Below are 19,515 nucleotides of genomic sequence, written 5' to 3'. Positions count from 1 at the left end.
CTCATAAAAAATTAAACCTACCCGAGAAAATGTGTCAGCAATGCAAACGACCCTTTGCCTGGCGAAAAAAATGGCTTCGTTGCTGGGAAGAAGTGAAATATTGCAGTGACGCATGCCGCAGAAAATCGAAACAAAAAACTCAATCAGTCACACCGAATTTATGTCAGGCAGGTCAGGTCGAAGATGAATTTTAATGTAATCTGGTTACGTCACGATTTGCGTCTTAACGACAACCCGGGGTTTTCATTAGCCAAACAAGCCGGACTTCCATTGCGGGTTGTTTTCATTATGCCGCCGTTCTGGCTTAACGTGGATGAAGAAACACCTTTTACTTCAACTGTCCGGCCTCAGTGTAAAGCAGATACCGGCCGGATTGGACTGGCAAAAGCACGTTTTTTGCGTGCCTGCTTAATTGATTTACAACGGCAACTGGCACTGCAGAACATCGATTTTAAAATGGTTTATCAGCAGCCTGCTGAATTATTCCGTGACTGGAAAAAACAAGGTATGCAGCAGGTATTTACTCAACATGCTCAAGCACCAGAGGAGAGTCATTGGCTGGAACAGCTGGAGCAACAGAACATAGCGCTAACGCTGTATAACAACCAAACGTTGTTCGAGGGACAACAGATCGGTCATTTATTTGAACGCTGGCCAACCTCTTTCAGTGCATTCCGTCGAAAAATTGAAAAACAATCCATCACCCCCGATGCACCAAAACCGCCGGTAACCATCAGCCATCTTTCCGATCACTTCGATGGACGAATTCCTTCAATTCCCTGGCACAATGACTTTAACACCACGGCTAACAGCGCCAACCAGGACCCAGGGCAGTCGTTCAATCTGATTGGCGGCGAAAACGCCGGTCTTGCTCATCTGTCATCGTACCTTTGGCAGGCGCGCGGTCTGTTGCACTATAAAGACAGTCGCAATCAGCTGTGTGGATTAAATTTTTCCTCACAACTCAGCGCTCACCTGGCATGGGGGGCATTGTCTGTGCGCAACGTCTGGCATGAGACCGAACGTTGGGAGCAACAACATGGTGAAAATGAACACAGCCAATGGTTTAAACAAGAATTACTGTGGCGTGAATATTTTCACTGGAGCATGCGAATTTACGGCCGTAAGTTTTTTCGCTACCAGGGGCTGAAACAAGAACCTCTCACCCCCCCGCCATTTAATGCCAGTCACTGGCAGCAATGGGTGAAGGCCGAGACCGGTGTGCCTTTAATTGATGCAGGTATCAAAGAGTTAATAACCACCGGCTACAGCTCTAATCGCATGCGACAAAATCTAGCCAGCTATTTTATTCAGTATCTCAAGCTCGACTGGCGTCTGGGTGCTGCTTTTTTCGAGCGACATTTACTGGATTATGACGTCGCCAGTAATTGGGGAAATTGGGCCTATCTGGCAGGCGTTGGCCAGGACCCCAGAAGCAGTCCGGGCAAAGGCCGTATCTTCAACATTAATTTCCAGTTGCAGAATTACGATCCGGAGCTGACTCATATCAAACTCTGGCTGCCAAAGTTAGCACAATACAGTCTCAAAGATATTCAGCAGCATAGCCGTGGCGATAAACTGCTACCCGATTATCCAGCTCCGATAGCGACCGAAAAAGATGCTGCAACTGGTTTGGTTTAAACGAGATCTTCGCAGTACCGATCATCAGGCACTTCATCAGGCAGCTCAAGCAGGACCGGTATTGGCATTTTATTGTCTCGAACCGGATTATTGGCAGTTAGCCGACACCAGCGTACGGCAATGGCAATTTGTCAGAGAATCGTTACAGGATCTGAGTAACGAACTGGATGGCCGCCTACAGATATTTCAGGGTAATGTGGTTCCGTTATTAGCGCAGTTAAAAACTGTACTCGGACAATTTACTCTGCACAGCCACCAGGAAACCGGCAATAACTGGACCTATCAGCGTGATATCCAGGTCGCTGCATGGTGTCGGCAACATCAGATTAACTGGCAACAATACCAGCAATTCGGTGTACTTCGACCCAACCCCGGACGTGATCATTGGGCAAAAAACTGGCAACGTTTTATGCAGCAGCCAGCCGTTCAACCGACTGATCACTCCACGATAAGTGCCATTAATTGGCATGCCTTTACCGGAGATTGCAAATTACCGCTGGCCGAAATAAATCAGGATTATGGCAAGCTGCAGCTGCCCTGTCCGGGACGCCAACATGGTGGGCGGCAACAGGGTCTGGCATTATTAAACAGTTTTCTGCAGCAACGCGGTGAATTTTATCGTTCGTCGATCAGTTCTCCAATTTCTGCTGAACACGCGTGCTCTCGACTGAGCCCGTATCTGGCCTACGGTTGTTTGAGCATGCGCGAAGTATTAACTGCGGTGCAGCTAGCTCATCAGAAGCAGCCCACACGTTATTGGAAAAACAGTTTAAAAGCCTTTGAAAGTCGCCTTTGGTGGCACTGCCATTTTATTCAAAAGCTGGAAGATCAACCGGATATGGAGTGGCGTAATCTGCACTCTGCGTATAACGAATTACGCCAGCATTATAATCCACAGTGGTTGGTAGCCTGGAAAACCGGTAATACGGGTTGGCCAATGGTGGACGCGTGTATGCGCTATTTACACCATCATGGCTGGATTAACTTTCGTATGCGCGCCATGTTAATGTCGGTCGCCAGTTACCCTTTGTGGCTTCCCTGGCAGGTTACCGCTCCCTTTCTGGCCCAGCTATTCGTTGATTACGAACCCGGTATTCATTATCCACAAGCCCAAATGCAGGCCGGAACAACCGGCATTAATATCCCCAGGATTTATAACCCTACTCTGCAGGCACAGAAACTGGACCCCTCTGGTACGTTTATTCGTCAGTGGTTGCCGGAGTTACGCAACGTACCCAACAGTTGGATTCATCAACCTTGGTTGATGCCCGAAAAACTGCAACAGTCATCAGGCTGTGTTCTGGGCAGGCACTATCCACCACCACTTGTTGATTTCAGTGAGGCGTGTCGAACAGCACGCCAATTTATTAACAGCGTAAGAGACACAGACTTTCGTCAACAAGCTAATCAAATAGGGGAAAAACACGGCTCTCGAAAAAAGCAGAGCCGTCGTCGAGCAAAGAGTAATCGTCAAAGCAATTCCCAGCAAATGACATTATTCTGATCATTGTCATCTGCGAGACGATTTAATGCTCAGTACTGGTAACGCCTTTAGGATTGCCAAGCTGATTCCTGCCAAATGGCACTTCAATCGCATTGCTGCCCTCACGCACTGGTTGCCCCACCATTTCATCGTAAGCACTGGTATGACGCACCACCAGGTTTTTAATCGGGTATTTCTCGAACATTGCCTGAAAGGATAAAACACTGTGACTGCGCAGTAGTTTACCTTTGTCGTCAGTGATAAATTCTTCTTTATCATCAATAATAGCGGAAGCCTGATACAAGCATAAATCAAGAGAATGTATGATCACCTTTTCAATATGATCCCGCTTTTTTAATGCACTGATTTTAATCGTCATAACACGCAACCTTACTGGAAATAATCCGCTTTAGTATAAAGGATATAAATCACATATTCGCTCAATTCAATTCTAAAAATCGCAAAAAAAAGCCCGACATCTCTGTCGGGCTTTTCACTGGGTGCTAACCTACTGGGTGCTTTATTCTGTAGGTACCGGAATCCTTTTCCGGAACCTCATATCAGGCGGCAGGCGTAATATTTTTTACATTCTTTGCCGTAAAATAGGCAAATCCGCCCTCGGAATCACCGACCTCAATGCGATTGGGTGATAGCGGTGAACTTTTGATTGCCGCAATGTAGATTCCGTGGCTGGCAACCAGATTTTTATTCACATCACTGAACTGTGGTTGAGAGAACGCAAACGTTTTACGCTCGCAATCCCGTTCCAGGGTCAGAATTAATTGCGCATCCGTTAGTTCGTTAGCCCGTGAGAAGTTCACATAGGTAACGCGATATCCCTGATCGAATTCGTACAAATTTTGTTCAAGAGTTTGACGACTGATGCTCATAGGGGAAATAAACCTGTATCGGTAACAACTTAATTATCTTTAGGTTTAGCTTCTCCTAATCCGCACCGCAATGCGAAATAACACAAAACTACAGTCTTTTTGTAAGCGCTCAAAAACGGCAGAAATTTGTCGGTAATAGTCTTCAAAAACCCCGGTTTGCTAGGTTAGACAGGCGTCAAAAAAATGGGTTTTACATTGTGTTCACAGTATCTTACATACTCAGGAATACTGTATTTTTGTACATAGTCACCGGTCACTGGACTTGTAATCACTTTACGCGCTTGGTCCATCACCAATGAGTATGAATTTCCCGCAAAGCGTCGTGAATGTCAGCATAGTCGTACACAAAACCCTGACTGAGTAATTGTTGAGGTAACACTCGCTGGCCTTCAAGCAACAACTCCGACATCTCACCAAACAACATCTCCGCAACAAAACCCGGCATCGGAGCAATCGTTGGGCGTGACATAACCCGTCCGAGTGTTTTGGTGAATTGGCGGTTAGTGACTGCCTGTGGCGAAGTCATATTGACCGGCCCCGCTACAGCGTTGTTACTGATAAAATGCACGGCACGACGATAATCGTCGAGATGAATCCAGGAAAGAACTTGCTGACCACTGCCAATAACACCGCCCAAGGCGAGGCTGAATGGCAACCACAGCCGAGCTAGCATGCCGCCGTGTTGTCCCAATACCACACCGGTTCGTAAAATAACCAGGCGCTCGCACAGAGTTTCAAATTCATGGGCGACTGTCTCCCAGTCCCGGCACAGCTGCGAGGCAAAACCGGCGCCATTAGCCGATTGTTCGGTATACCCGGCTCCCTGCTGTTCGTCATCCAGGTGAGAGCCATAAAAACCGATGGCGGAACCCGACAATACAAGATCAAAGGCTTGGCGACTGTCCTTTGCCCATTGCAACAGATCTCTGGAGAGATCGATACGAGACTGGCGCAGCTGCTGTTTGCGCTTATCACTCCAGCGTTTATCAGCAATGCCTTCACCGGCCAGATTGACCAGCCAGTCAAAGCGCTGGTTCAGCGTCGCCAGTGAAGAGGCCGCATCAACACGACCTCCCCAACGCCGCTTCACCCACTCAGGGCGACGACTATAAACAACAACATGATGACCTTCAGTGACCCAGTCATCCACCAGACGCTGGCCGATAAAGCCGGTTCCTCCGGTAATCAGAATTGTTTTACTCATAATCGTCTCCTCATGGCTTCAGCAACTGCAGTCTGACACGATCAGAACTGGGCCATGGTCATTGCCATCAGGCTGTCTTTGCCCGATTCAATTTCGCTCATCAGCCCGCTGGTCTGTGGCAAAATTTTCGCCATGTAGAACTCAGCACTGTTCAGTTTAGCCTGATAGAAATCAGTCTCGGTGGTGCCATTGTCGAGCTGCTCGCGCGCAGTCAGTGCCATACGGCTCCAGAAATACGCCAGCGACGTTAATGCCATCAAGCGCAGGTATGGCGTTGCTGCAGAACCCGCTTGTTCGCGGTCGGTCATACCGTTCTGCATCAGCCACATGGTCGCTTTCTGCAGTTTCGCCATGGCAGCTTTTACTTCGCCAATGTGCGGTGCGCCTTCGTTCTCCTTACAGTAGCTTTCCAGCATCGCCAAGAAGCGTTTCAGCGGACGACCGCCAGCCATACCCAGTTTACGGCCTACCAGATCCAGTGCCTGGATACCGTTAGTACCTTCGTAAATACGGGTAATACGTGAGTCACGTACGTACTGCTCTACCGGCCAGTCCTGAGTGAAGCCATTACCACCCATCAACTGAAGGCCATCATTGGCGCAGAAGAAACCCTCATCGGTCAGGAAGGCTTTTACTACAGGCGTTAACAGCTGAACCATATCGTCTGCGTGTTCACGATCTTCCGCCGTTTCACCGTGCTGAGACACATCCAACTGCATAGCAGTGAAGTACGCCATTGCACGACCGCCTTCAATGGTTACTTTCTGACGCAACAACATACGCCGAACATCCGGGTGGACAATGATGCAATCGGCAGCCTGATCGGGTTCCTGTGGACCGGCCAGAGAACGCGACTGACGGCGGTCTTTAGCAAATTCCAGCGACGTCTGATAAGCAGCTTCGGCAATACCCAGACCCTGCAGACCAACCATCAGACGAGCACTGTTCATCATCACGAACATTGCCTGCAAACCTTTATGTGGCTCACCAATTAACCAGCCTTTGGCTTGCTCGAAGTTCATCACACACGTTGCTGAACCTTTAATACCCATTTTATGTTCCAAACCGCCACAGAACGCTGGGTTACGGCTACCGTCTTCCAGGAACTTAGGTACCAGGAACAGTGAAATACCTTTCGAACCGCCCGGAGCATCCGGCAGTTTTGCCAGCACCAGGTGGACGATGTTGTCGGCCAGATCGTGTTCACCACCGGTGATCCAGATCTTGGTACCAGAAATAGCGTGAGAACCATCAGCCTGAGGCTCAGCTTTGGTGCGGATCAGACCCAGGTCAGTACCGCAGTGAGGCTCGGTCAGACACATGGTGCCGGTCCACTCGCCACTGATCAGCTTTGGCAGGAATCTGTTTTTCAGTTCATCAGAGCCGTAGCTCAACAGCGCGTTGATTGCACCGTGAGTCAGGCCCGGATACATGCCCAGTGACAAGTTAGCAGAGCACACCATCTCTTCCGCCAGTGTATTCAGCGTGTGAGGTAAACCCTGACCGCCGTATTCCACTGGTGAAGAAAGCGCCGTCCAGCCGTTTTCAGCGAACTGTTGATAAGCCTCACGGAAACCTTTCGGGGTAGTAACGGCTTTGGTTTCTGGATCGTACTGACAACCCTCACGGTCACCCGGCATGTTCAGCGGAGCCATCACATTTTCAGCCAGCTTTGCACCTTCGGTGAGCACAGCGTCCATGATTTCACGGGTTGAATCTTCGAAACCCGGTAGTGATGGCAGTACCTGATCACCGTTCAGTACTTCGTACAATGCGAATTGCATATCGCGCAGGGGCGCCTTATAAGTCATGCTTTTATCCTCGTCATCAGCATTGAGCTTCATTAACTATACAAATGTTATACAACATTTGGACTATACAACAAATCAAGATACACTTGCCAGCCAATGTAGAATTAACATTTTGTTGTACAAGTTTAAGGAATCTCATCCTATGGCACACATTGCGATTGTAGGTGCTGGTATGGCGGGTCTCAGCGCTCTGCAGCGACTGAAAGAACACGGTCATCAAGTCACAATATTTGACAAGAGCCGTGGTTCTGGTGGTCGCCTGGCCACTAAAAAAGTGGGTGATGCCAGTTGGGACATGGGCGCTCAGTTCATGCGCAGCCACGATGAGGGATTTAAACAAGCGCTGCTTCAATGGCAACAGGAAGGATGGATTCAGCACTGGGATTTCCAGCCGCATGTCATCAATGACGAGGGCATTCACGAATCCCCGGATGATGTTGAGCGTTACGTCGGTGTCAGTCGCATGACTGCACTCAGCCGCAAACTGCTGGCGTGCGCCGATCAGTTCCACGCCAGTACACGCATATTGCAATGCCGCCGGAGCGACCAGAGCTGGCACCTCGAAGACGACATAGGTAATCAGTTCGATGGCTTCGATGGTTTGATTATCAATACCCCACCACTGCAGGCGCAGCCACTGCTGCAGGACATTGCACCTGAGCTGGCAGCGCAATGCGATGTTGACCTGATGCCGACATTTACCTTGCTGTTGGCATTCGATCAACGCCTCAGTAACGCCACGGCAAACGACATCAAAGGGGCGTTTGTGAAACATCCGATTATCGATTGGGTTTCACAGAATTCCAGTAAGCCTGAGCGGGATCAGAACCTGACCACCTGGGTGGTGCATGCTGATCATGATTGGACGCGTACTCACTCGGAAGCCCCGCGTGATGGTATACAACAACAAATGCTGGATGCCTTTTTCGAGGTAATGCAAAGTGATGTCATCACCCCGACAGAGAGCTGGCTGCACCGCTGGCTTTACGCAATCGCTGAACAGCCACTGCACAAGGGCGCACTGGTTGACGAGCAACAGCAGCTGGCCGTTTGTGGAGACTGGGTTGATCGGGGGGCTGTTGAAGGCGCCTGGCTCAGTGGCCAGAAGGCCGCGCTGCAATTTATCAATAACTGACCGGGGAATTCTCAGGTGAAAAAAGCAACTGTATTGCTCGCCCATGGCAGCTCCGACCCTCATTGGCTCGAGCCTTTTGACCAGCTGACACACAGTATTGCTCAGCAATTGCCTGCCGGTACACCGCTGCAGCTGGCTTACATGGAGCTGGCCGAGCCGATGCTGGAAGACGCCGTGATCGACTTAGTTAAGTCCGGCCATCAGCACATCGATATTCTGCCACTATTCTTTGCTGCAGGGCGCCACCTGCGCAAAGACGTGCCGGAAATGCTGGATGCCGTCAAACACAAGCTGCAGCAACAGGGATTCTCTTGTGAACTTGATCTGCACACACCAATTGGTCTGGAACCTGAAGTTGCCAGCGCAATCAGTCAGGTTGTTATACGCCAGCTAAGCTAACTGCTGATCGGTATGATCGGTCGATAGCGCTCTATGGCTTTCAGCTGCACAGCCACCCTCTTCGGCTGTGCAGCTTTTTTATATCCGTATCTTTCGCAGCCACAACCATTTCTTATACAACTTTACACTTTTCTTGTACAAAACCTTTGACAGATACAACCTGATACCGCTAAATTTTTCTTATACAGAGATGTACAACGTCAATGTACAACGAGGTAGAGAAGATGAGCGAGCAACACACCAGCAGCGTGAAAATCCCGATTGGCATCAGTGCCTGCCTGATGGGCCAAAAAGTACGATTTGATGGTGGTCATAAGCGCTCGCGATTCTGCACCGATGTGTTGGCCGAGTATTTTGACTATGTACCGCTTTGCCCCGAAGTCGCCATTGGTATGGGCACACCGAGGCAACCAATTCGGCTGGTCGGCGAATCAAAAGACACAACCAATGTTTTTGCCCGTGGTACCCGTGACACTGAGCTTGATGTCAGTGATCAGTTGCGCGCTTACGGTCAGGAGCAGGGTGAGCAGCACAAAAATCTGTGCGGTTACATCTTTATGCAGAAAAGCCCAAGCTGCGGCTTGTTTGGTGTGAAGCGTTATTTGGATAACGGCATGCCGGAAGGCACCGCCCGCGGTTTGTACGCTGAAGAATTCTGTAAAAAACAGCCACTGCTGCCGGTCGAGGAAGCTGGGCGATTGAATGATCCGGGTTTACGTGAAAACTTCCTGGTCAGGGTATTTGCATATCACGATTGGCAACAGTTTTTGGCCAGTGACTTCAGCGCCAAAGATCTGATCGGATTTCATGCGCGATACAAGTACCTGGTTATGGCCCACAGCCAGCAGTACTACAAAAGCCTTGGCCATCTACTGTCCGACCTCAGCAAAGCAAAGCTGCACACAATAGCCGAAGAATACTTTAAGCAGTTGATGGCTGCCCTTGCTAAACCGGCGTCTCGTAAAATGAATACCAATACGTTAATGCACTTACAGGGTTACCTGAAGAACTGCCTCAGTTCCGGCGACAAGCAAGAGCTTACCGATCTGATTCAGCACTATCACCAGGGAATTGTCCCTCTAATTGTGCCATTGACCTTGCTGAAACATCATCTCAGTCACCAGCAACAACAGCACTACGCCAACATGCAGGTGTACTTAAACCCATACCCTTATCAGCTGGGCCTGCGCAATGCCATCTGATAACGATGTACACACCATGACCATACAACGCTCATTTTCCGGCTTATATCCGATCCGCGAATTTGCCCGGCTGACTGGCGTTAACCCAGCGACCTTACGAGCCTGGGAGCGTCGTTACGGTATTGTCCAGCCACAACGAACCGACAAAGGACATCGTTTTTACAACGACGAGGATATTAAGCAGGTTGAACACATCCTCTACTGGCTTGATCAGGGTTACCCGATTCGCCAGGTTAAGTTATTGCTGAATGACAATATTAAATCCAGCCTGGATAACACCAACGATGAATGGCAAATGCAACAGCAGCAATTGCTTGATGGTATCGAAAATCTGAACCTGCCATTACTCGACAGTTTATGGAATGAAGCACTGGCCAACTACCCGATGGCGGTTTATTACCAACGATGCCTGACGCCAGTACTCTTCACTCTGCGACAATATTCCCACCTGCACCAACAGGTTTTTATCCAGCATTTTAAACGTAAGTTACTCAACTATATTCAGCATCAACAGAAACACAATCAGGGTGATGTGTTACTGCTGGTTGCCAATCATGTTGACGCCGAGCTGGAGTTACTCGCTGTTGCCTACGCACTGGGCGCGGCATCGTTCCACATCGAATATTTTGGTTATGAACTGACGCCAGCCGATATTCTGCAAGCCAGCGAGCAGCTGAATTGCAAAAAGATCTGGCTGCATTTGTCACCTGGCTTCCAGAGTGACCACCAACGCTGGCTGAACTGTGTAGACGATAATCCTCAATATCGATTTTTTGTTTCTGGTACGCAGGCCAGTGACTCATCGCCGCAACATTTACATTATTTAAACGGCGATTTTTCAGAACGGATAAAAACCTACATCACCGCCAACGGTGCATTTTCTGATGCATCCCCCGAACTGCCGCGAGGTCAACAATAATGAAACGCATGGTTTGGTTCCGCCGTGACTTGCGCGTACATGACAATCCTGCCCTGTGGCATGCGTGCCAGGGGAATGATGGCCAGCATATCGACGTTATTGCGGTCAGTTTTATTTGTCGCAAACAGTGGCGCCAGCATGGTATGGGCGACCGCCTGATTCAGCTTACCATTAATGCGATGAAGCATCTTGAGCAACAGCTTCAGGCACTGAATATTCCGCTGTTAATCATCGACAGCGATACTTTCAGCGACAACACCCAAGCACTGCAAACGCTCTGTACCGACCTTAAAATTGATCAGCTGTACTTTAATTACGAATACGAGATTAATGAAATCAATCGCGACATGGCGCTGAATCATTGGGCTGATAATAACCGAGCTTTTTCACCTCAGCTGTTCTGTTATCACGACCAGTGTATTATTCCTCCGGGGCAAGTACTCAATAAACAACAACAGATGTTTAAAGTGTACTCCCCCTTCCGCAAAGCCTGGTGTCAACACTTCCCCCAGTTTCAGCAGCCACCGCTTAATAAACCAGCCCAAATAACGTCTAACCATTTTGTAACAAAAGAAGCCGAAACTGCGGTCAACCTGCTTGTATCGCAAATCTCCGCAGAGAAGCTGGGCGATGAAGCAGGCGTAGAAGAAGTAGTCGATTCGCTCTGGCCAATTAATGAAGAACTGGCGCATCAGCAATTGCAGAACTTTTTACAGCAAAGGGCGAGCGATTATCACAATTGGCGAGACTTTCCGGCAAAACCAGCCACCAGCCGCTTATCCTGTTATCTCAGCCTCGGCTTACTCAGTGGACGCCAGTGTTTATACAGTGCCTGGCAGATGAATGCTTGTATGCTGACCGACGGTGAACCCGGTTTGAACGGTTGGATTAATGAAATTATCTGGCGTGAATTTTACCGTCATTTACTGGTAGCCTTTCCCGACCTGAACAAACACAAAGCATTCAAACCAGACACAGAGTCGGTTCCGTGGCGATACAGCAAAACTGATTTTGATGCCTGGTGCCAGGGAAAAACCGGTTACCCAATTGTCGATGCGGCACAACGTCAATTGCTGGAAACAGGCTGGATGCATAATCGTCTGCGGATGATCAGCGCCATGTTCCTGACCAAACATCTACTGATTGACTGGCGCTGGGGCGAAAGCTGGTTTGCCAGTCATCTGGTGGATTTTGATCTGGCCTCTAATAACGGCGGTTGGCAATGGAGCGCATCGACCGGCGCCGATGGTGCCCCTTACTTCCGTATTTTTAATCCAATTACGCAATCTCAGAAGTTCGATCCTGATGGTGAATTTATTGCGCAATTTGTTCCTGAACTGGCGACATTACCAATCAAAGCAAGACACCAGCCAAATGCCATTCAACGCAGTCAGTGTGGCTATGCCAATGAAATTGTAGAGCATAAATTCGCGCGATTAAGAGCACTGGCAGCATTTAAAGGTGAAGGCCTGTTAACCCAACCAGGAGTTGATGAGGCAACGCCCGAAACGGATTTATTTACTCTAACCGGAGCTGGCGCAGTCAGCAGTGAGAAAGCCTGATGGACACGAAATTATCCCCCTGGCGCAATGTCGTACGCTGGTTCGATTCAACCGCTGCAGAACAGGAAGAAATGAACTCAACCCAATTTAATTGGGTCAGAGTTATTCCATTTCTTACTCTCCATGTCGTGGCACTGATGGCCTTTTTTATCGATAGCAGCACCACCGCGATTGTTACCTGCCTGGCATTATATTGGTTGCGGCAGTTTGCGATTACCGCGTTTTATCACCGCTACTTTTCCCACCGCTCGTATAAAACCAATCGGTTCTGGCAGTTTATTTTTGCGTTGTTAGGCAATATGGCAGCACAACGCGGACCATTGTGGTGGGCGGCGCACCATCGGGCACACCACCAGCACTCTGACAAAGAGGGCGATTTACACTCCCCCGTACAACGTGGTTTCTGGTGGAGCCATGTCGGTTGGTTTACCTGTGATGCCAGCTTCAAAACTCAGTATCGTCGTATTAAAGATTTTTCCCGCTTTCCAGAACTTCGCTGGCTGGATCGCTTCGACAGCTTTGCACCGTTGCTCTTGATTGCTTTGCTGTATCTGGCTGGGGAATTGGCTGCCTATTTTTCCCCCGGCTTAAACACCAACGGTTTTCAATTGGTGATATGGGGATTTTTCGTGTCTACCGTGATGTTGTTTCACTCGACTGTCGCCATTAATTCTTTAGGCCATATCTGGGGGACCAAACGCTTCAAAACCAAAGATCAAAGTCGTAACAACGCTTTCCTGGCACTGCTGACACTGGGTGAAGGCTGGCACAACAATCATCACCGGTTTGCGGTATCCGCGCGTCAGGGGTTTTATTGGTGGCAGATTGACATTACCTACTACGTACTCAAGGTAATGAGTTGGCTCGGCATTATTCACAGTCTGAATCCCGTGCCAAAGCACATTCTCGCTGAAGGTCGCCAGACCGGAGAGTCATCATGAATGATGCTGCAGTTGCTGCGTTTCAGAACCTTTATCATCAGCTGCAACGTGGCAATGTCGACAAAACTACATTGGCCACGGTGTATGGTGAGTCCATTCAGTTTAAAGATCCGTTTCACAACATAAATGGTTTGGAAGCGATGACACGTTATTTCGTGTCCATGTACGAAAACGTCGAGAGTATTGAATTTACGTTTGGCCATTGCTGGCAGGAGGATAATCACGCTTTTATTCGCTGGCAGATGGTGTATCAGCACCCGCGTATTAATTCCGGCAAGCCAGTAACCGTCGACGGTGGCAGTGAATTGATATGGGGCAACGACAAAATTATCCAACACCGTGATTTTTTTGATGGCGGACAAATGCTGTACGAGCACTTGCCGCTGCTCGGTTGGGCAATTCGCAAACTAAAGGAGCGCATGTCATGAGCTCAACACAACGTACAGCCCCACCATTGAATAAACAGGTCATATGGCTAACCGGTGCCTCTTCGGGCATTGGTGAATCTTTGGTAAAACCCCTGGCAGAACGATGCCAGCAACTGGTTATCAGTGCCCGCAATCATGAAGCACTGGAGCGAATACGCAATGACACAGGATTCAATAATATTCTTTGTCTGCCAATGGATATTACCGACAACTGGTCTGTGCATCAGGCAGCCAATGAAATTGAGCACAAATATGGCCGCCTTGATACGCTGATTGCCAACGCAGGTACCTGCGAATACGTCGATGTAAATCAGTTTGATGCGCAGTTATTTCAGCGTGTGATTAATACCAATCTGGTGGGTCTGGCCAATTGTGTTGAAGCCGTATTACCTCTGCTGAAACATAGCCAGCGTGGTTATCTGGTGGGCATGAGTTCCAGCGTAGCCTGGTTACCCCTGAGTCGGGCTCAGGCTTATGGCGCCAGCAAAGCGGCTACTACACATTTTCTGGAAGCCATGAAAATCGATTTGGCTCCGCAACAGATTGATGTGTCAGTGATTGCCCCCGGCTTCGTAAAAACGCCGCTCACTGATAAAAATGACTTTCCGATGCCGATGCGTATCAGCTCCGAGAAAGCGGCTGAAGAGATTATTAATGGTCTCGAAAGTCGTCGCTGGGAAATTCATTTCCCGAAAAAGTTCACTCTGATTATGAAATTCATTGCGGCGCTGCCTGCTGGTCTGCGTATGCGTATTACCCAATCCATGGCACGACAATCTTAAGACGAGGCTAACCCTATGAACCCAACAACTGCTGATAACCCTGCTTGTCGTAAAAAAATTGCCATTATTGGTTCTGGTATTTCCGGACTGACATCGGCTTACTTGCTGAATCATAAGCATGATGTGCATTTGTTTGAGGCGAACGATTACCTGGGTGGTCATACTCAAACAACCGATGTCGATATCGCTGGAGAGATGTATCCGGTCAACACAGGATTTATCGTTTTTAATGACTGGACCTATCCGAATTTTATCGAACTGATGGATCAGCTGGGCGTGGCCAGTGAAGATTCAGACATGAGCTTCAGCGTAAAGTCGCCATTAAAAGACATGGAATACAACGGCCACGATTTTAATGCGCTGTTTGCCAAACGCTCCAACTTATTCAATCCAAAATTCTGGCTGATGCTGCGTGATATCTTACGTTTTAATAAAGAGACACGTGCCGAACTTGCAGCCGATGATATCAACCGTAATGAGACATTGGGCAGCTATCTGAATCGCAAACGGTATGGCGATTATTTCCGTCGTTATTACATTATCCCGATGGGTGCCGCTGTGTGGTCAGCCAGTGAAGAAATGATGATGTCATTTCCACTGTATTTCTTTGTCCGCTTCTTTAACAACCACGGTATGTTGAGCGTTGATGATCGTCCACAATGGCGCGTGATCAGTGGCGGATCACGTTCTTATGTCCGAGCCATCGAAGCTTTGTTACCAACCAACCAGGTTCACCTGAGTACCCCCGTCATTCAGGTAAGCCGTCATTCAAATGGTGTCGAGATTTGCTACCGCAAACAGGGCGAGGAATTATCCAGCCACTTTGACGAGGTGATTTTTGCTTGTCACAGCGATCAGGCTTTATCAATGTTGGCGGATGCCACCACCAGCGAACAGCAAATACTCGGGGCCATTCCCTATCAGATGAATGAAGTGGTGCTGCATACCGACCAAACCATTCTGCCTAAACGTAAAGCAGCCTGGGCCGCATGGAACTATCACATCGACGAAAATAACAGCGATCGCGAAACGGTTGCAGTAACCTACTATATGAATCGTCTGCAAAACTTTGATCACTGCCCGGAGCACTTCTGTGTCACATTAAATAAAACGGAAGATATCAATCCGGATAAAATCATCCGGATTTTTAACTACGCTCATCCCGTATTTACTCTTGAAGGCATGCGTGCTCAAAAAAATCACCACCGGATTAACAACCAGCAACACACACATTTTTGCGGTGCATATTGGCTTAATGGTTTCCATGAAGATGGAGTCAACAGCGCGCTTCGGGTCTGCCAGTCGTTTGGTATTGATTTGAAAAATCACAACCAGAGCGACAGCAGTCACACCGATACTGAGCAGACTCAGGTGGCCTGATGGACAGCTGCATATACAAAGGCTGGGTTCGTCATCGTCGCCATACCAGCGCGCGTCACGCATTTACCTATCAGGTTTTTATGGTATTGCTTGATCTCGATGACGTGGAAGACATCTTCAGCCGTTCGCCATTCTGGTCCACCCAGCGATGGGCTCCGGCACAGTTTCGTCGTCGTGATTATTTTACGGCAACAACACCCGCCGCCATTACCCGCCAACAGCGTGGTAGTGGTTCGGATGGCAGTTATGACAGCGCTGATTTAAAACACGCGGTGATTGATCAGTTTTATCGTGATACCGGATTAAGAGCCAGTAAAGTCAAACTGCTGACTAATTTGCGGTACTTTGGCTACCTGATCAACCCGGTGTCTTTTTATTACTGCTACGACGATCAGGGGAAATTGCTAGGAACGCTGGCAGAAATTACTAACACCCCATGGGACGAGCGATTTCATTACACGTTAATGGAACCTGGTGTGGACACACTGCAACCCTCACAAGCCGAAGGCAGAAGGGCCATCGCTGCCGTATCCACCAGCGGTCCGGAAAATCAGCCAGCGCATCATTATCAGTTCAATAAAAGCTTCCATGTTTCACCCTTTAATCCATTAGATATGCAATACCGCTGGGTTATGCAGCAACCCGGTGATGATTTGTTGATTCATATGGAAAACTACACGGATGAGAAGCGTGAATTTGATGCCACCATGCGACTGAGTGCAGAACCGTTCACCACTCAGACAATGAACCGGGTATTGCGCCAGTATCCACTGATGACACTCAAGGTATTTGCCGGGATTTATTGGAACGCGCTGAAACTCTGGTTAAAACGTTCGCCCTTTTATGACCACCCGCAAAACCAGCCAGAAAACACGTTTCGTCAGAAGCACCCTGAAAACTACTTTACCAATCCGACCAGTGATGACCAAGCGGTGCATCAAAAGGAGTCAATGTTATGAAAACTTCGTCAGCTAAAACACTCGCTTCCGATAGCCAAAACATACACTGGCTTGATCGCCTGTGTCGCCAGGGACTATTCAGTACGCTTGAAAAACTGCATACCGGATCATTAATTATTACCGAAGGTGATCAGACTTATCGCTTTGGTCAATCCGAGAGTGTAGGCCCTTATCAACAACACAACGCACGAATCGATATTCATGATTTTGAAGCCTATCGTAATATCGCTTTATACGGCAGTGTTGGCGCTGGTGAAGCGTACATGACACACGACTGGAGCAGTCCGGACCTGCCAATGGTGATTCGGGTGCTGGCGTTAAATAAAGATGTGGTTGATCAAATTGATGGTGGCTGGGCAACCGTCGGCAAGATTGCGCTGAAGTTTTTTCACCAGCTGAATAAAAATACCGAAAAAGGCTCCAAGCGAAATATCGCGGCTCACTACGACCTGGGCAACGATATGTTCGAATTATTCCTTGATCCAACCATGATGTACTCCAGCGGCATATTCCCCAGTGAAGACGCCACCATGGAGCAGGCGTCGGTTTACAAGCTGGATCGTATTTGCCAGAAACTGGACCTGAAACCGGAAGACCATCTGGTGGAAATTGGAACCGGTTGGGGTTCCATGGCGATTCATGCGGCTAAACACTATGGCTGTCGCGTAACCACTACAACCATATCCGATGAGCAGTACGCCTGGGCGGAAAACAAAGTCAAAGAACAGGGGCTGGAAGATAGAATTACGCTGCTAAAACAAGACTACCGTCTATTAGCCAGTGAACGCGCCGGACAATTCGACAAGCTGGTCTCGATCGAAATGATTGAAGCGGTGGGCTATCACTACCTCAACACTTATATTGATGCTTGCAGCGCACTGCTAAAAACCGACGGTGTGGCTTTAATCCAGGCCATTACAATCGATGACCAGCGCTATGAACAAGCCAAAACCGAAGTCGATTTCATCAAACGCTACATTTTCCCCGGCAGTTTTATTCCCTGCGTCACCGCAATACAAAGCGCTGTAACTCAGGCTTCGGATATGAAAATGACGCATATGGAAGACATCACACCCCACTATGCCCGCACTCTGGCAGAATGGCGTAAGCGTTTCCTCAGTAATGAACAGCAAATCAAAGCACTGGGCTACGACGATACCTTTATCCGTTTATGGGACTTCTATTTTGCCTATTGCGAAGGCGGCTTTGCCGAACGGGTTATTGGTGACGTACAACTGATGTTTGCCAAACCTTATAACCGTCGCAAACCGGTACTGGGAAATGTTGCAGATTCAGTGCTGGCTGGTGAGTCTGCTCAGCCATTGGCAGCTGAGATCCGGGAGCCTTGATATGCATACCCCGACCTCTACCTCGCAGGCTACGTCAGACCACACCGTGGTCTCAGAAACAATGACAGCCGCAACCAAAGGCAATCACTGGCCCAAGATTCTGGCCAATGCCGTGCTGTTTCAACTGTGTTGGGTAGCTTGTGTGATTGGTGGTGATAGCTGGGCGCTGGCAAGTTTAATCCTGCTGGCGATTGTGCATGTCGGTTGGGTGGTCGATCGGGCTGATTTACAGTACGAGTTCCGCCTGATCCTGCCGGTCATCTCGGTTGGTATTGGCTTCGACACCCTGTTATTTCATCTGGGCTGGTTGTCTTTTCCACAACATTCATCGTTTGTTATCCCGTTTTGGTTAATGGCGTTATGGCTGGCGTTTGCTACAACCTTGCGCCATTCACTCGCCGGGCTTCTGAAACGCTATTGGATTGCTGCATTATTTGGTGCTGCCGGTGCACCCTGGAGTTATTTTCTTGGCAGTAAATTTGGTGCCGTAGAGGCATCATCTGCAGCTTTGATTGCCATCAGTCTGTTTTGGGCAGCGTTACTGATTTGGGTATCTGCGCAACCAAATCAACAGCAGCGTGGTCAAACATTGTGATACCCACACTACGATGTAACCACGGAGCAACATAATGAGGTCGTTCGACGATAATCGGATTCGAATAAACTTCCGCACGCTGTCAGGAATAGCAGCCTTCACCCTGTCGGCATTAACAGTCAATGTTGCTTGGGCAGAAACACAGTCTGTTGATTACATCGGTGAAGCTTACGATCTGGAACAACCTGATAAATTGCTGTACCGGGAACAGCACAGCCTGAGTCAGCGTCGTAATAACGACGGTAGCGTTACCCCGATTAGTCGCCGGGTCGAGTACTTTTCAGCGGATGGCGAACTGATTGCAGAAAAAACCAATCAGTATCGCGGTCTGGCAACCCAACCAGATTTTATCCTCAAAGACCTGCGTCACAACTATGCCGAGCAAGCAGAACAGCTGACGGATGGCTGGCGCCTGACGTTGAAGGAAGATGGAGCCAGTGAGAGCCGTATGATCAATGACGCCGATTACGAGCTGGTGATTGATGCCGGCTTTGATGACTTTATCCGAAAACACTGGGATGCATTACTGAAAGGTCAAACCGTGCCGTTCAGCTTTGCTTCCGTTGCCCGCCAAACCAGCGTCAACTTTGAGGTCGAAGCCAGCAATCCAGAACGCTTGCAGCAACCGCTGAAAATTACCATGACTCTGCGCTCTTCCCTGTTATCCTGGCTACTCGACCCGATTCAACTCGATTACCAGCGCTCAACCAGGCGATTGCTGCGTTATCGTGGTCTGAGCAATCTTCAGGATAATAAGCAGAAAGGACAGCAAGTGGATATCCGCTACCGCTATTTCGATGACAAGTAACAACGATAAACCGAAAATTCAGCTGCA

20 protein-coding genes are annotated in these 19,515 nt (G+C 48.8%); 16 read left to right on the top strand and 4 right to left on the bottom strand.

What is annotated here, in order from left to right:
• Positions 1 to 29 precede the first annotated feature (29 nt).
• Genes MK185_13740 through MK185_13730 form a run of 3 tightly spaced genes read left to right on the top strand, consistent with a single transcriptional unit; the run spans position 30 to position 3,145 of the window.
• Positions 30 to 194 (top strand): DUF2256 domain-containing protein, encoded by a 165-nt coding sequence (locus MK185_13740; GenBank protein MCH2041688.1) that lies wholly within the window; start codon positions 30 to 32, stop codon positions 192 to 194.
• Positions 184 to 1,641, top strand: a complete 1,458-nt coding sequence (locus MK185_13735) for a DASH family cryptochrome (protein MCH2041687.1) — start codon at positions 184 to 186, stop codon at positions 1,639 to 1,641. Before MK185_13740 ends, MK185_13735 begins: the two co-directional genes overlap by 11 nt.
• Entirely contained in the window at positions 1,619 to 3,145 is a 1,527-nt protein-coding gene (locus MK185_13730) for a deoxyribodipyrimidine photo-lyase (GenBank protein ID MCH2041686.1), read from the top strand. Before MK185_13735 ends, MK185_13730 begins: the two co-directional genes overlap by 23 nt.
• Positions 3,146 to 3,167: 22 nt before the next feature.
• On the opposite strand, the gene MK185_13725 is transcribed toward MK185_13730, so the two are convergent.
• The 4 genes from MK185_13725 to MK185_13710 form a co-directional block, all read right to left on the bottom strand.
• Positions 3,168 to 3,503: a DUF6482 family protein gene (locus MK185_13725; protein ID MCH2041685.1), complete on the bottom strand. Its 336-nt coding sequence runs from the start codon at positions 3,501 to 3,503 to the stop codon at positions 3,168 to 3,170.
• Between the two features lie 181 nt (positions 3,504 to 3,684).
• Positions 3,685 to 4,014 (bottom strand): hypothetical protein, encoded by a 330-nt coding sequence (locus MK185_13720; protein ID MCH2041684.1) that lies wholly within the window; start codon positions 4,012 to 4,014, stop codon positions 3,685 to 3,687.
• Positions 4,015 to 4,303: 289 nt separating this feature from the next.
• A complete protein-coding gene (locus MK185_13715; protein MCH2041683.1) occupies positions 4,304 to 5,218 on the bottom strand; it encodes a TIGR01777 family oxidoreductase in 915 nt (304 codons plus the stop codon).
• Between the two features lie 41 nt (positions 5,219 to 5,259).
• Entirely contained in the window at positions 5,260 to 7,029 is a 1,770-nt protein-coding gene (locus MK185_13710) for an acyl-CoA dehydrogenase C-terminal domain-containing protein (GenBank protein MCH2041682.1), read from the bottom strand.
• Between the two features lie 142 nt (positions 7,030 to 7,171).
• On the opposite strand from MK185_13710, the gene MK185_13705 reads away from it, so the two are divergent.
• The 13 genes from MK185_13705 to MK185_13645 all read left to right on the top strand — a co-directional run bounded on the left by MK185_13705 (position 7,172) and on the right by MK185_13645 (position 19,488).
• Complete coding sequence (locus MK185_13705) at positions 7,172 to 8,164, top strand: FAD-dependent oxidoreductase (GenBank protein ID MCH2041681.1); 993 nt, start codon at positions 7,172 to 7,174, stop codon at positions 8,162 to 8,164.
• A 15-nt stretch (positions 8,165 to 8,179) separates the two neighbouring features.
• The gene (locus MK185_13700) at positions 8,180 to 8,563 is read left to right on the top strand and encodes a CbiX/SirB N-terminal domain-containing protein (protein MCH2041680.1); all 384 of its coding nucleotides are present in this window, start codon (positions 8,180 to 8,182) and stop codon (positions 8,561 to 8,563) included.
• A 224-nt stretch (positions 8,564 to 8,787) separates the two neighbouring features.
• Positions 8,788 to 9,765, top strand: a complete 978-nt coding sequence (locus MK185_13695) for a DUF523 and DUF1722 domain-containing protein (protein ID MCH2041679.1) — start codon at positions 8,788 to 8,790, stop codon at positions 9,763 to 9,765.
• A complete protein-coding gene (locus MK185_13690) occupies positions 9,755 to 10,684 on the top strand; it encodes a MerR family transcriptional regulator (GenBank protein MCH2041678.1) in 930 nt (309 codons plus the stop codon). The genes MK185_13695 and MK185_13690 overlap by 11 nt, the downstream gene beginning before the upstream one ends.
• On the top strand, positions 10,684 to 12,246 hold the full coding sequence (phrB, locus tag MK185_13685; protein ID MCH2041677.1) for a deoxyribodipyrimidine photo-lyase: 1,563 nt from the start codon (positions 10,684 to 10,686) through the stop codon (positions 12,244 to 12,246). The genes MK185_13690 and phrB overlap by 1 nt, the downstream gene beginning before the upstream one ends.
• Positions 12,246 to 13,187 carry an acyl-CoA desaturase gene (locus tag MK185_13680; protein MCH2041676.1) on the top strand — a complete coding sequence of 314 codons (942 nt, stop codon included), beginning with the start codon at positions 12,246 to 12,248 and terminating at the stop codon, positions 13,185 to 13,187. The genes phrB and MK185_13680 overlap by 1 nt, the downstream gene beginning before the upstream one ends.
• Complete coding sequence (locus MK185_13675; GenBank protein MCH2041675.1) at positions 13,184 to 13,615, top strand: nuclear transport factor 2 family protein; 432 nt, start codon at positions 13,184 to 13,186, stop codon at positions 13,613 to 13,615. Before MK185_13680 ends, MK185_13675 begins: the two co-directional genes overlap by 4 nt.
• A complete protein-coding gene (locus tag MK185_13670; protein MCH2041674.1) occupies positions 13,612 to 14,397 on the top strand; it encodes an SDR family NAD(P)-dependent oxidoreductase in 786 nt (261 codons plus the stop codon). Before MK185_13675 ends, MK185_13670 begins: the two co-directional genes overlap by 4 nt.
• 15 nt (positions 14,398 to 14,412) lie before the next feature.
• Positions 14,413 to 15,777: an FAD-dependent oxidoreductase gene (locus tag MK185_13665; GenBank protein ID MCH2041673.1), complete on the top strand. Its 1,365-nt coding sequence runs from the start codon at positions 14,413 to 14,415 to the stop codon at positions 15,775 to 15,777.
• Positions 15,777 to 16,736 (top strand): DUF1365 domain-containing protein, encoded by a 960-nt coding sequence (locus MK185_13660; protein MCH2041672.1) that lies wholly within the window; start codon positions 15,777 to 15,779, stop codon positions 16,734 to 16,736. The genes MK185_13665 and MK185_13660 overlap by 1 nt, the downstream gene beginning before the upstream one ends.
• Positions 16,733 to 18,085 carry a cyclopropane-fatty-acyl-phospholipid synthase family protein gene (locus tag MK185_13655; GenBank protein ID MCH2041671.1) on the top strand — a complete coding sequence of 451 codons (1,353 nt, stop codon included), beginning with the start codon at positions 16,733 to 16,735 and terminating at the stop codon, positions 18,083 to 18,085. The genes MK185_13660 and MK185_13655 overlap by 4 nt, the downstream gene beginning before the upstream one ends.
• A 1-nt stretch (position 18,086) precedes the next feature.
• Positions 18,087 to 18,680 (top strand): DUF2878 domain-containing protein, encoded by a 594-nt coding sequence (locus MK185_13650; GenBank protein ID MCH2041670.1) that lies wholly within the window; start codon positions 18,087 to 18,089, stop codon positions 18,678 to 18,680.
• A gap of 34 nt (positions 18,681 to 18,714) precedes the next feature.
• Complete coding sequence (locus MK185_13645; GenBank protein MCH2041669.1) at positions 18,715 to 19,488, top strand: hypothetical protein; 774 nt, start codon at positions 18,715 to 18,717, stop codon at positions 19,486 to 19,488.
• Positions 19,489 to 19,515 lie beyond the last annotated feature (27 nt).

The sequence above is a fragment of the Saccharospirillaceae bacterium genome, assembly GCA_022448365.1.
In the GTDB taxonomy this organism is placed as follows: domain Bacteria; phylum Pseudomonadota; class Gammaproteobacteria; order Pseudomonadales; family Oceanobacteraceae; genus Bacterioplanoides.
Note: the sequence above shows the minus strand (reverse complement) of the source record. Positions and strands in the feature narration are given on the sequence as shown.

Excerpts from the sequence above, each read along its gene's own strand:
- MK185_13645 (MCH2041669.1), top strand. The coding sequence starts at position 18,715 with ATGAGGTCGTTCGACGATAATCGGATTCGAATAAACTTCCGCACGCTG.
- MK185_13725 (MCH2041685.1), bottom strand. The coding sequence starts at position 3,503 with ATGACGATTAAAATCAGTGCATTAAAAAAGCGGGATCATATTGAAAAG.
- MK185_13705 (MCH2041681.1), top strand. The coding sequence starts at position 7,172 with ATGGCACACATTGCGATTGTAGGTGCTGGTATGGCGGGTCTCAGCGCT.
- MK185_13680 (MCH2041676.1), top strand. The coding sequence starts at position 12,246 with ATGGACACGAAATTATCCCCCTGGCGCAATGTCGTACGCTGGTTCGAT.
- MK185_13655 (MCH2041671.1), top strand. The coding sequence starts at position 16,733 with ATGAAAACTTCGTCAGCTAAAACACTCGCTTCCGATAGCCAAAACATA.
- MK185_13740 (MCH2041688.1), top strand. The coding sequence starts at position 30 with ATGTGTCAGCAATGCAAACGACCCTTTGCCTGGCGAAAAAAATGGCTT.
- MK185_13650 (MCH2041670.1), top strand. The coding sequence starts at position 18,087 with ATGCATACCCCGACCTCTACCTCGCAGGCTACGTCAGACCACACCGTG.
- MK185_13660 (MCH2041672.1), top strand. The coding sequence starts at position 15,777 with ATGGACAGCTGCATATACAAAGGCTGGGTTCGTCATCGTCGCCATACC.
- MK185_13665 (MCH2041673.1), top strand. The coding sequence starts at position 14,413 with ATGAACCCAACAACTGCTGATAACCCTGCTTGTCGTAAAAAAATTGCC.
- MK185_13710 (MCH2041682.1), bottom strand. The coding sequence starts at position 7,029 with ATGACTTATAAGGCGCCCCTGCGCGATATGCAATTCGCATTGTACGAA.
- MK185_13715 (MCH2041683.1), bottom strand. The coding sequence starts at position 5,218 with ATGAGTAAAACAATTCTGATTACCGGAGGAACCGGCTTTATCGGCCAG.
- MK185_13695 (MCH2041679.1), top strand. The coding sequence starts at position 8,788 with ATGAGCGAGCAACACACCAGCAGCGTGAAAATCCCGATTGGCATCAGT.
- MK185_13720 (MCH2041684.1), bottom strand. The coding sequence starts at position 4,014 with ATGAGCATCAGTCGTCAAACTCTTGAACAAAATTTGTACGAATTCGAT.
- MK185_13675 (MCH2041675.1), top strand. The coding sequence starts at position 13,184 with ATGAATGATGCTGCAGTTGCTGCGTTTCAGAACCTTTATCATCAGCTG.
- MK185_13735 (MCH2041687.1), top strand. The coding sequence starts at position 184 with ATGAATTTTAATGTAATCTGGTTACGTCACGATTTGCGTCTTAACGAC.
- MK185_13690 (MCH2041678.1), top strand. The coding sequence starts at position 9,755 with ATGCCATCTGATAACGATGTACACACCATGACCATACAACGCTCATTT.
- phrB (MCH2041677.1), top strand. The coding sequence starts at position 10,684 with ATGAAACGCATGGTTTGGTTCCGCCGTGACTTGCGCGTACATGACAAT.
- MK185_13730 (MCH2041686.1), top strand. The coding sequence starts at position 1,619 with ATGCTGCAACTGGTTTGGTTTAAACGAGATCTTCGCAGTACCGATCAT.
- MK185_13670 (MCH2041674.1), top strand. The coding sequence starts at position 13,612 with ATGAGCTCAACACAACGTACAGCCCCACCATTGAATAAACAGGTCATA.